This window comes from Neobacillus sp. S1227 (genome assembly GCF_055385255.1).
In genome coordinates this window covers 5702168-5713544 of sequence record NZ_AP038276.1, presented here as the reverse complement: position 1 = coordinate 5713544, position 11377 = coordinate 5702168, and the positions used below count along the sequence as shown (strand labels likewise).

Sequence of the window (11377 nt, the reverse complement as noted above, 5' to 3'; positions counted from 1 at the left end):
GCGAAGCCGCCTGGAGCGGAAATCAACAGACCATTTTCAAAGACATAATAGAAAAAGAGGGTGTCCCTAAAAGTTATACTTTTGGGACACCCTCTTTTTCATATTAACTTAATTTCCTAATTAAATAATCCGAGCTGTCACCATTCCAGAGATTTGTTTTACTTTTTCCTCTAAACCTGGAATAACATCGCCGTTTACTCTATTATCAATGTCAATAATTGTATACGCATAACCCCCGCGGCTTCTGTTGACCATATCAGCAATGTTTAAATCATAGCTGGATATTGCAGATGTAATCTGTCCAACCATATTTGGAACATTCTGATGGAATGCTGCCACGCGCAGTTTACCAGTATAAGGGAGGCAGGTATTTGGGAAATTCACTGAGTTTTTGATGTTTCCTGTTTCTAAAAATTCCTTCACTTGACGAGCTGCCATGATCGCGCAATTTTCCTCTGATTCTTTTGTGGAGGCGCCTAAGTGCGGAATCGGTACTGTATTTTTCATTTTGAGCACATTTTCATTTGGGAAATCAGTAATATACTTCCCAACTTTTCCGCCTTCAAGAGCGGCAGCCATGTCTGTTTCATTGACAAGCTCACCACGGGAGAAATTTAGAATATGAACACCAGGCTTCATGATGCTGAAGGTTGCTTGGTTAAACATTCCTCTTGTGTCATCGGTTAACGGTACGTGTACAGTTATATAATCAGATTCCGCAAATAACTGTTCAATCGTCATTGCCCTCTGCACATTGCGAGATAGCTTCCATGCAGTATCGACAGAGATAAATGGATCAAATCCGATAACATCCATATCTAAATCAAGCGCATCATTTGCCACTAGTGCACCTATCGCTCCTAATCCAATGACACCCAATGTTTTCCCTTTAATTTCTTTTCCAACAAATTGCTTTTTGCCTGCTTCCACAAGCTTTGGAATTTGTTCACCTTCACCATCTAGCGACTTAGTCCAAGCTACACCAGCAAAAAGGTTTCGGGATGAAGCTATTAATGAGGTTAGGACCATTTCTTTTACAGCGTTGGCATTTGCCCCAGGGGTATTGAATACAACAATACCTTGCTCTGTACATTTATCGACCGGAATATTGTTGACACCTGCTCCTGCCCTTGCGATAGCCTTTAAATTTTCTCCGAATTCTACCGCGTGCATATTAAAGCTGCGAACAAGGATGGCATCAGGATTTTCACTGCCGTTGTCAACCAGAAAGCCGTTCTTATTGAATACGTTTAGCCCTCTTTCCGCGATATTATTCAGGGTTTTGATGGTGTTCACTTTTTCTAAAGCGATCGTGCTCATTTTTCTTCCTCCTTTTATAAGCAGAAAGAGGCAAGGGAAATATTTCCCTTACCTCTGCCCAGGCGAACGGCTTCGACACCGTGTGCTCCCTCGCGGTTATCCGCGTCTCGCCAGTTACACACGGCCTTTTAAACTGATTTCATCATATCACAAATTTTCATAATTTTCTACCCTAAACAAACTCTATAAATATGAATAATTGTATTAATAATATTCAAATTATTTTAAAAAAAAGTAAATTACTAGAGTTAAAGGGATGTAAGCGTTTTATTATTTTTTAAATAAAAATAAGATTCTAAAAATTCACTATAAATTCTTTACATTGAAATAATATTAGTATTTAATAGATATATATAACTAATTTTGTCGAAAATAGGGGGAAAGAAGGACATGAGAAAAATCCTTAATAAGTCGTTTTTGCTATTTACTGTTCTTTTACTTGTTGTTTTAACAGCATGTGGTAAAAATTCAGAAACTTCTGGAAAAGAGGGCGACTCTAAAGAAAGCGGCAAGGCAGTGGAAGCAAAAATCGGTGTTGTTTCCTATCTAACTGGACCTGGAGCAGCATACGGCGAAGCTATTACAAATGGTTTTAATTTAGCGAAGAAAGAAATTAATGCAAAAGGTGATGTCAAAATCGACCTTGTTGTTGAAGACTCAGCAGGTAAGCAGGAACAGGCTTTATCTGCAGCTCAAAAGTTAATGAGTGACGATAATATTGTAGCACTATTGGGACCTACTTTAAGTACCGAAATGAATGTTGTCGGCCCTGAAGCAGATTTAAACGGTATTCCTATTATGGGTACATCTACAACTGCTGATGGAATCCCGCAAATTGGCGACTATGTATTCAGAAACTCGCTGCCTGAAGCACTAGCTATTCCTGCCTCTGTGAAAAAAGCAGTCGATAAATATAAAGTGAAGAAAGTTGCAATTCTTTACGGTAATGACGACGTATTCACAAAATCCGGTTATGACACGATGAAAAAGACTGCGGAGAAGATGAAGCTTGATGTCGTAACAACTGAGACTTTCCAAAAGGGCCAAGCTGACTATAATGCGCAATTAACAAAAATCAAAGGGCTTCAGCCAGACCTAATCCTATGTTCAGCCCTTTACAATGAAGGTGCTGTAATCATGGACCAGGCTCGTAAAATGGGCATTGATGTACCATTTGTCGGCGGAAACGGATTTAACTCTCCACAGGTTATTCAAATCGCTGGCCAAGCTGCCGATGGACTGATTGTGGCAACTCCTTGGTTTGCTGAAAAAGATGATCCAAAGGTTCAAGATTTCGTGAAAAAATATGAAACTGAATATGGAAAGACACCAGACCAGTTTGCTGCGCAGGCTTACGATGCACTATACATCATGGCTGAGGCTCTGAAAAATGCGGGTGAAGCAGACCGTGATGCATTGCGTGATGCTCTTGCAGAAATTAAGGACTTCCCAGGAATTCTTGGTAAATTCTCCTTTGATAAGGATGGAGACGTAGTGATGGATCCAACTGTTCTTATCATCAAAGATGGCAAATTCCAAATCTTTGAATAAGCGATTCCTTCTTTAATTTTGAAGGGGCCCAGGAAGAACAATCAGGGTTTTTAATTGAACACTTCGAACAACTGCTCTCCGCTCCGGGCTTTTTAGCCTTCCGGCGGGGAGCTTTCATTACTATTGGTTTTTAAAAATTTGGAGTTAGAGGGTGAGATGTTTTGCTATTAGAACAGCTAATTAACGGAATCACACTAGGAAGCATCTATGCCATCGTTGCCCTTGGATTTACACTTGTTTTTGGGGTTCTAGGCATCATTAATATGGCGCACGGTGAAATCTTTATGTTTGGCGCTTTTATTGGAGTAATTGTAACGGATACTCTGGGCTGGCCGATTTGGCTGGCGTTTATTGCAGCTATCATTGTTACAGCCATTTTAGGCTTCTTGATGGAAAACCTTGCACTGCGCCCGCTGCGCGGGAAACAAGGCGTTTCCCATCTTGCTCCATTAATAAGCACGATTGGCGTATCAATATTATTAGAAAATTTATCGCATCATTTATTTGGAGCAGGAAATCATCCTTTTAAAAATGCTTTTGCAGAAATTCATTTCCAAATTGGCTCCATTACGATTTATGTCGTACAAATTGTTATTTTTGTCATCTCCGTCGTTTTAATGCTAGGCCTTTCCTATTGGCTATCAAAAACAAAAGCGGGAAAAGCTCTTCGTTCAACGGCTGAGAATTTAGAAACAGCAAGCATTCTAGGGGTAAATACGAAGCGAATTATCACTTTGACGGTTGTAATTGCTTCTGCAATGGGAGGGATCGCCGGAATTCTGGTCGGAATGGCGTTCAACTCAGTCAACCCGCAAATGGGATTATCAATGGGGTTAAAGGGACTTGCTATTATCATCCTTGGCGGGATGGGTAATGTGAAGGGCGCTATGGCCGGGGGGTTGATTCTTGGTTTAGCCGAAACGCTCATTGTCGCTTATGGAGATTCAGGATATCGGGATGCTATTGCCTTCATCGCAATCATCGTGATTCTTTTAATCAGGCCGCAGGGACTTTTCGGCCAAAAGACATCAGAGGGAAGGCCGTGATGATATGCTTGGAGACTTTTTAAATCCGTATTACCTTCAAGTTGCTTCGTTTATTATGATTAATATTATTCTGGGCTTGAGCATTTATGTGACCCTTTCCTCCGGACAACTCTCTCTAGGGAACGCCGGGTTTATGGGGATTGGAGCCTATACGTCTGCGTTATTGACAATTAATTACGATGTGCCGATTGTCGTTGGTGTCATTGCCGGTGCCGTCGTTGCAGGAATCATCGGCATTCTAATTGGTATTCCATCACTCCGGTTAACGGGGGTTTATCTGGCCATTGCTACGCTTGGCTTCGGTGAAGTTATTCGCGTGTTCCTTATCAATTGGGAATCCCTTACTAAAGGTGCTGTCGGTCTATCTGGTATTCCGCAAATCGGCAGGGAACTGCTTAAATTTTCAAGAGATGCCGGTTTTAATCCGATGGACATTGGTTTGAAAAATAATCAATACGTTTATTTATTGGTGCTAATCATTTTAGTCATCATTAATATTTTTGTTATCTGGTTTATTATTAGACAAAATAAGTCTCGTGTCGGCCGGGCTTTTGCAGCCATTAAAATGGATGAAAAAGCGGCAGAGGCAATGGGGATTAATATCACCTATTACAAAGTTTTATCTTTTGTTCAAGGGGCACTTTTTTCAGGCTTTGCAGGCGCTTTATTTGCACATGTCATGGGCTATATCAGCCCGGCAGACTTCTCTTACCACCGTGCCGTTGAAATCTTGATTTTCGCGGTATTCGGGGGAAGCGAAGTGATTTGGGGCTCAATTTTCGGTGCCACCTTCATGACCCTGATGCCAGAGGTATTACGATTTATCAGCGAATACCGCTATATGATTTACGGTGCCATTTTGATTTTAATGATGGCGTTCCGTCCACAGGGAATTATTGATGTTCCCCTTTTACAGAAGCTTCAGCTGTCAAAGAGGAGGGGTAAACATGGTTCTAAAAATTAACAACATCACGAAAAATTTTGGCGGTATTGCCGCGTTAACCGATGTTTCTTTTTCCATTAAAGGGGGAGAAATCTATGGACTCATTGGCCCTAACGGAGCAGGAAAAACAACCATGTTTAATATGATTACGAATATGTTCCCACCAACTTCGGGTGAGATTACATTTCTGGATGAAACAATTACCGGCATTAAACCGCATAAGATCACCAATAAGGGAATTTGCCGGACCTTCCAAAACATTCGTCTTTTCTCGCAAATGACGGTTTTGGAAAATGTCTTGGTGGGCGGACATTCCCGCAGCAGGTCCGGCGTCTTTAGCGGTGTGCTAAGGACAAAGTCTCAGCGGACAGAAGAAAACAGGCTGCGTGAAACCGCGCTTAGGCTGCTGGAATTAGTTGGCCTATCTGAATATGCTGACGCGGTCGCGGAGAACCTGGCATACGGGCAGCAAAGAAGACTTGAAATCGCCAGGGCATTGGCCAGCGATCCGAAGCTTTTATTATTGGATGAGCCTGCAGCAGGCATGAACGAAACGGAAACCGAAGAGCTGTATGATTTAATTAAAAAAGTTCAAGCACAAGGCATAACCGTCCTATTGATTGAACATGATATGCCGCTTGTGATGAAGCTCTGTGACAGAATCGTCGTTTTAAATTTCGGGAAAAAGCTTGCTGAAGGCACACCAGAGGAAATTCAAAACAATCAAGCTGTTATTGAAGCCTACCTCGGTAAGGAGGAAGATGAAAGTGCTTAAAGTAACAGGAATTGAAACATTTTACGGGAAAATTCAGGCCCTCAAGGGAGTCAGCCTTGAAGTTGAGCAGGGGAAAATTGTAACCATCCTTGGGGCGAACGGAGCCGGCAAAACAACGACAATGAAAACAATTGCCGGGTTAATTAAGCCAAAGACCGGGAGCATTGAGTTTTTGGGAGAAAATGTAACAGGACTAAGACCTGATCAGCTTGTTAAAAAGGGAATTTCATTAGTTCCAGAAGGCAGGGCCATTCTATCGGGCATGACCGTCATGGAAAACCTTGAAATGGGAGCTTATCAGCGAAACGATAAAGAGATTGGCAAAGATATTGAAAACGTAATGAACCGTTTCCCTATCTTAGGTGAAAGAAGGACCCAGCTTGGCGGTACGCTTTCGGGGGGCCAGCAGCAAATGCTTGCCATCGCCCGAGCCTTGCTGGCACGACCTAAATTATTATTGCTGGATGAGCCTTCAATGGGACTTGCCCCGCTGATTGTGGCGGAAATCTTTAAAATTATCAAGGAAATCAAAGATGCCGGCACAACGGTGCTAGTGGTTGAACAAAACGCCAAGCAGGCCTTGAAAATTGCTGATTACGGATATGTCTTGGAAACCGGGAAAGTCATTATTCACGGAAAGGCAAAGGAATTGTTAGAGGATCCGCGAATTGTTGAGGCGTATCTGGGGAAAAGAACCTGATGATGTATAAAAAAGGGAGATCGCCGTTATTAGGCAATCTCCTTTTTCTTATCGGATAGTTTTTAAAGCACCGCTCCAAGAGTTTACTTGATCAAGCATAGCATTTACGTTATCAAGGTGTAATGCTTGTGGTTTGAAAACAGATCCATTTTCAAAATCAGTGAACAAGGATAATGTTGGATGAACGCGAACGTCAGCGATCATTAACTCGCCCATAATGCCGCGTAAATGCTCGGCCGCACGAGCGCCGCCTGTAGAACCATAGCTTACGATACCTGCTGCTTTGTTGTTCCATGCTTCACGAGCAAAATCGAGTGCATTTTTTAAAGCGCCAGTAATGCTGTGGTTGTATTCTTGAACGATGAATACGAAGCCATCCAAGTTAGCAAGCTTTTCATTCCATTTTGCGATTCCTGGTTCTGTTCCATCAGTTGTTCCTAAGAATGGTAAGTTGAAATCAGCGATATCGACGATTTCATAATTGGCATCGCCGCGTTTGTCTGCAATACCTTTTACCCATTCGCCAACTTGCGGGCTTACACGTCCTTCACGAGTGCTTCCTAAGATAATACCGATATTTAGTTTTTCAGTAGTCATTGTGTTTTCCTCCTTAGAATTGCCAAATAATTTGTCTATAAAACCCATTTGCTGTGCACCTTCTTGTTGTAATTTCTTGATGTTTGGTTTGTGACCTTATTTTTTTTTATTGCAAGGCTCTTTTCTCAGAGATTGTTGCTTTTAACTATATTGAAAAGACCGAGTGGATTGGAGCGAAAGGCGCTTGACTCCTGCGGGAAATAGAGGAAAGGTCGAGACCCCGCAGACGGAACGTCGAGGAGGCTCGACTTCCTCCCCGCGGAAAGCAAGCGCCTGTAGCGGAAAGGAACGGACAGTGTTATTCCCAAAAACAACGAACTTTACGAAAAGAGCCTATTGCAAAAAATAAGACCTATATAAACAATGAAAAATGAAATGATAGCAGGCGCCTTTACAGATCACTTGCCTTGAATTAAAATATCTTTAACTCGAGATTTATGATAAAATAATGAATGGATATTGTCAAGCAATGAATACTATTAATAAGTTTGTTGCTTCTTTGGGAGGATACCGCAAATGAAGACAGATAAAATTAATGAAAATAACGGCATGGAAATTGGTATATATACATTAGGAGACTTGGTACCAGATCCGCATACGGGTAAAACCATCAGTGCCAGACAAAGGATGGCAGAAATTGTGGAAGCTGCAAAATTTGCCGATGAGGCAGGTCTCGATGTCTTTGGCGTCGGCGAACATCATCGTCTGGACTATGCAGCGTCTTCACCGGCTGTGATTCTTTCTGCTATTTCTCAAGTGACAAATCGTGTGAAACTTGCAAGCACAACGACTGTTCTAGGAACTGTCGATCCGGTACGGTTATTTGAGGATTTCTCGACGCTGGACATTCTGTCGAATGGACGTGCTGAAGTGATTGCAGGACGCGGGGCCTTTGTGGAATCCTTCTCGCTGTTTGGGTATGATTTGGACGATTATGATGGGCTGTTTGAGGAAAACATCGATTTATTTTTAAAGTTAAATGCAAGTGAAAGAGTGAATTGGACTGGGCAATTCCGGCCCCCCTTAAGAGATGCGCAAATAGCCCCGAGACCAGTGCAAAACGGGATTCCGTTTTGGGTAGGAGTAGGCGGTTCGCCGGAAAGTGCGATCCGTGCCGGTAAATATGGGGCAGGACTAACAATGGCGATTCTTGGCGGTGATCCGATGAGATTTAAGCCGATTGTGGATGTATATCGCAAGACAGCAACAGAAGCCGGGTTTGCGCTTGATGATTTAAAAGTGGCTGTTACGGGACATGCGTTTATTTCAGAGACGAGCCAACAGGCGAAAGACAATTATTTCCCTTACTATGCAAATTATCGTGGGTTTTTCAATCAGGAACACGGGGTAAATGCCATGGCGCGTGAGGAGTTTGATACGCTTACTGGACCGGAAACCGCCCTATTTGTCGGCAGTCCGCAGGAGATTACTGAAAAAATACTTCGCCAATATGAGGTTTTCGGGCATCAACGATTCATGGCGCAAATGGATATCGGCGGCATGCCATTTAAAAAGGTAGCAGAATCCATTGAACTATTGGCATCCAAGGTGGCGCCAGTTGTTAGACGCGAAACAAACAAAGCAGTTAAACAGCCTGTTTCATTGTAAGTATTAATAGTCGGAGTCCAAAAAAATGGACTCTTTATTTGTGTTTATAAACCCAAAAACAGTCATTTTTACTCCATGCTAAAGCCGAATAAATGGGAGTGTTGACCTTGCTGCCAGCCATTGTTGTCCTCAGTATCTAAACACCAGTCCGTTGATAAAAAATAAATCAGATGACCTGCTGCTCGCCTAATGCCAAAAGAAGAAGCCATGCATAATCTAAGGTATAAATTCACTTTTGTAGGATAGTGAATCGATCATTTTTTGTGTATAAGGGGGCAGATTTTTGGCACGTACACCATTAGCAGGTATTTTGCAGAAGTCTTTTGCAGTGGCCAGCGCTGCAGTGGAAAAGGAAAAAAGTAATGGACAAGCTAATTTAAAGGAAGGTAGCACATTAAAAAATGTTGATGACATTCCAGATAATCAAGAGAAGCAGTTCATTACAAGGAGTGACGGTTTTCATAAAGCACCGAGGGTAGTCATTGTAGGTGCAGGATTAGCGGGACTTACGAGCGCTTTTCGACTTAAACAAAATGGGATTATCTCAACGATTTATGAAGCGGCCAATCGGGTTGGGGGGCGTTGTTGGACAAGTAGAGGGCATTTTAAAGACGGCCAAGTTGTTGAACGCGGCGGGGAATTAATAGATACAGGTCATAAAGAGATTCAGTACTTAGGGAAAGAGCTTGGCTTGGAATTTGATAATGTAGTAATGGCAGAACCCAAAGGGACAAGGCCATTTTATTCTTTTGATTGCTGCTCTTATACCTTTGAGGAGGTCACAGATGATTTTAGGCGTATTTTGCCTAAACTCAAAAAGGATTTAATAGAGGTTGGTGAGACTACACTTTACTATCAATATACTGAACGCGGGTATGAACTGGATCATATGTCAGTGGTGGATTATATTAATGAAATTGTACCGGGAGGAATTCAATCAAAATTCGGCAAATTATTGGAAGTTGCCTATACCGTCGAAAATGGGGCAGATGCCGGTCTTCAAAGTGCATTAAATCTCCTCTATATGTTGGGCTTTGCCAGTAAGGATCATTTTCACATATATGGAGACTCAGATGAGTGCTTTCATATTAGAGGTGGAAATGATCAGCTCCCCACTTTATTAGCTGACAAGCTTACAGGACAAATCGAGTTAAATTCCCCCCTCGTAAAAATTGAACAAACCAGCCAAAATGAAATAAGACTTACCTTTCGAAATCGTATAAAGGAATGGGAGGTTTTGGCGGATAAAGTTATTCTAGCTATACCTTTTAAGATTTTAGTAACGATAGATTTTGAGAATGCCAGTTTTCGAGAATTAAAGAAAATAGCAATTGAAGAATTGGGAATGGGGGTAAATACAAAGCTCCATGCACAGTTTGCCCAGCGATTCTGGAATGACCTTGGGAATAATGGCGAAACCTTTACGGATACTGGCTATCAGCAGACCTTCGAGTCATCACGTACCCAACAAGGCACTTCAGGAATTTTGGTCAATTATACAGGAGGCGAAACAGCGGCCAAACTGTCTGCGTTAACAGTAAAAGAAAAGAAGGAGGCTGCTACAAATTTTTTGGACAAGTTAGAACTCGTGCTGCCGGGAAGTACAAGCAATTGGAATGGGTTAGCCACGGTTGATCACTGGCTTAGCAATCACTGGTCAAAAGGAGCATATTCATACTGGAAAGTAGGCCAATACACGAAATTTGCCGGAATAGTTGGGGCGAGGGAAGGCAATATCTTCTTCGCAGGTGAGCACACCTCCATTAAGTATCCAGGTTATTTAAATGGAGCAGTGGAATCCGGGGAAAGGGCGGCCAAAGAAATAATCAATGATTTGCTATAAAAAGGCATGATATATTCTATGCCGTTAGCGTTCTATAAATTATTTGACAGATACAAACAAAATGCTTGTCCCCTTGCTAAAGATTTTTCCATTTGACGAATAGTGCACTGTCCAATATAGTATAAATATAAAATAGAATACCCGTATCGAACGGGAGAGGTTCATAGCTGATACCCTCTATAAAAAACTATGGATTCATGACAATAAAGCCATGTCCATAAGGATGTGGCTTTTTCAATTAATCCCCTTAGTTTGAATTAGAATGGTAAAGGACCTCTCTTGTGAAAGTGCTGGGGCACATTTACAGGAGGTTTTTTTATGTCTGGACGTACACATGAACAAGGTTTAAAAGATTTAACACTGCTCGGAAACCAGGGAACCAAATACTTATTTGAATATGCACCGGAGGTCTTGGAGGCTGTCGACAACCTGCATCCAAACCGCGACTTTTTTGTAAAATTTAACTGCCCTGAGTTTACGAGTCTTTGCCCGCTGACGGGACAGCCTGATTTTGCAACAATGTATATTTCCTACATCCCAGATCAGAAAATTGTCGAAAGCAAGTCACTGAAATTATATCTTTTCAGCTTCCGTAACCACGGTGACTTCCATGAGGATTGTGTCAACATTATCATGAATGACTTAATTAAGCTCCTTGATCCGCGCTATATTGAGGTATGGGGGAAGTTTACGCCGCGCGGCGGAATTTCCATTGACCCATGGTGTAACTATGGTAAACCGGGCACAAAATATGAGGAAATGGCCCAGTTCCGGTTGATGAATCACGACCTTTATCCTGAAAAAGTGGATAATCGATAGGATCCTAGCTAACAAGAATATATACTCAGAAATTTTTCCCTCCCTTGGTCCTAAGGCCATGGGAGGTTTTTTTATTAAAAAATCTTTACAATATTTCAATAATGTTAAAAAATTAGAAATTCTACAATTTTCTCACTCTAATTTGACAAAATATTCCTCCGATTCATGGTACTTT

Annotated in this window: 10 protein-coding genes and 2 riboswitches; of the genes, 8 read left to right on the top strand and 2 right to left on the bottom strand. The window is 41.8% G+C overall.

What is annotated here, in order from left to right:
• Positions 1 to 120 precede the first annotated feature (120 nt).
• A complete protein-coding gene (locus tag ACZ5AE_RS28315; RefSeq protein WP_464568273.1) occupies positions 121 to 1320 on the bottom strand; it encodes a phosphoglycerate dehydrogenase in 1200 nt (399 codons plus the stop codon).
• A gap of 49 nt (positions 1321 to 1369) precedes the next feature.
• A riboswitch (ZMP/ZTP riboswitch) is annotated at positions 1370 to 1448 on the bottom strand.
• A gap of 262 nt (positions 1449 to 1710) precedes the next feature.
• Here ACZ5AE_RS28315 and ACZ5AE_RS28310 point away from each other — a divergent pair.
• The 5 genes from ACZ5AE_RS28310 to ACZ5AE_RS28290 all read left to right on the top strand — a co-directional run bounded on the left by ACZ5AE_RS28310 (position 1711) and on the right by ACZ5AE_RS28290 (position 6335).
• The gene (locus tag ACZ5AE_RS28310) at positions 1711 to 2871 is read left to right on the top strand and encodes an ABC transporter substrate-binding protein (protein WP_464568271.1); all 1161 of its coding nucleotides are present in this window, start codon (positions 1711 to 1713) and stop codon (positions 2869 to 2871) included.
• Positions 2872 to 3032: 161 nt separating this feature from the next.
• Positions 3033 to 3917, top strand: a complete 885-nt coding sequence (locus ACZ5AE_RS28305) for a branched-chain amino acid ABC transporter permease (protein WP_464568269.1) — start codon at positions 3033 to 3035, stop codon at positions 3915 to 3917.
• Between the two features lie 4 nt (positions 3918 to 3921).
• On the top strand, positions 3922 to 4881 hold the full coding sequence (locus ACZ5AE_RS28300; protein WP_464568267.1) for a branched-chain amino acid ABC transporter permease: 960 nt from the start codon (positions 3922 to 3924) through the stop codon (positions 4879 to 4881).
• On the top strand, positions 4865 to 5635 hold the full coding sequence (locus tag ACZ5AE_RS28295; protein WP_464568265.1) for an ABC transporter ATP-binding protein: 771 nt from the start codon (positions 4865 to 4867) through the stop codon (positions 5633 to 5635). The genes ACZ5AE_RS28300 and ACZ5AE_RS28295 overlap by 17 nt, the downstream gene beginning before the upstream one ends.
• Positions 5628 to 6335: an ABC transporter ATP-binding protein gene (locus ACZ5AE_RS28290; protein WP_464568263.1), complete on the top strand. Its 708-nt coding sequence runs from the start codon at positions 5628 to 5630 to the stop codon at positions 6333 to 6335. Before ACZ5AE_RS28295 ends, ACZ5AE_RS28290 begins: the two co-directional genes overlap by 8 nt.
• A 48-nt stretch (positions 6336 to 6383) precedes the next feature.
• Here the strand turns inward: ACZ5AE_RS28290 and ACZ5AE_RS28285 are convergent, their stop codons facing one another.
• Complete coding sequence (locus ACZ5AE_RS28285) at positions 6384 to 6980, bottom strand: NADPH-dependent FMN reductase (RefSeq protein WP_464568261.1); 597 nt, start codon at positions 6978 to 6980, stop codon at positions 6384 to 6386.
• A 468-nt stretch (positions 6981 to 7448) separates the two neighbouring features.
• Between ACZ5AE_RS28285 and ACZ5AE_RS28280 the strand changes: the two genes are divergently transcribed.
• The 3 genes from ACZ5AE_RS28280 (at position 7449) to queF (ending at position 11202) form a co-directional block, all read left to right on the top strand.
• A complete protein-coding gene (locus tag ACZ5AE_RS28280) occupies positions 7449 to 8540 on the top strand; it encodes an LLM class flavin-dependent oxidoreductase (RefSeq protein ID WP_464568259.1) in 1092 nt (363 codons plus the stop codon).
• Between the two features lie 283 nt (positions 8541 to 8823).
• Positions 8824 to 10383: a flavin monoamine oxidase family protein gene (locus tag ACZ5AE_RS28275; protein ID WP_464568257.1), complete on the top strand. Its 1560-nt coding sequence runs from the start codon at positions 8824 to 8826 to the stop codon at positions 10381 to 10383.
• A gap of 150 nt (positions 10384 to 10533) precedes the next feature.
• Positions 10534 to 10580: riboswitch (PreQ1 riboswitch) on the top strand.
• Between the two features lie 121 nt (positions 10581 to 10701).
• The gene (gene queF, locus ACZ5AE_RS28270) at positions 10702 to 11202 is read left to right on the top strand and encodes a preQ(1) synthase (protein WP_464568255.1); all 501 of its coding nucleotides are present in this window, start codon (positions 10702 to 10704) and stop codon (positions 11200 to 11202) included.
• The last annotated feature ends 175 nt before the right edge of the window (positions 11203 to 11377 follow it).

Excerpts from the sequence above, each read along its gene's own strand:
- ACZ5AE_RS28315 (WP_464568273.1), bottom strand. The coding sequence starts at position 1,320 with ATGAGCACGATCGCTTTAGAAAAAGTGAACACCATCAAAACCCTGAAT.
- ACZ5AE_RS28310 (WP_464568271.1), top strand. The coding sequence starts at position 1,711 with ATGAGAAAAATCCTTAATAAGTCGTTTTTGCTATTTACTGTTCTTTTA.
- ACZ5AE_RS28300 (WP_464568267.1), top strand. The coding sequence starts at position 3,922 with ATGCTTGGAGACTTTTTAAATCCGTATTACCTTCAAGTTGCTTCGTTT.
- ACZ5AE_RS28295 (WP_464568265.1), top strand. The coding sequence starts at position 4,865 with ATGGTTCTAAAAATTAACAACATCACGAAAAATTTTGGCGGTATTGCC.
- ACZ5AE_RS28285 (WP_464568261.1), bottom strand. The coding sequence starts at position 6,980 with ATGGGTTTTATAGACAAATTATTTGGCAATTCTAAGGAGGAAAACACA.
- ACZ5AE_RS28280 (WP_464568259.1), top strand. The coding sequence starts at position 7,449 with ATGAAGACAGATAAAATTAATGAAAATAACGGCATGGAAATTGGTATA.
- queF (WP_464568255.1), top strand. The coding sequence starts at position 10,702 with ATGTCTGGACGTACACATGAACAAGGTTTAAAAGATTTAACACTGCTC.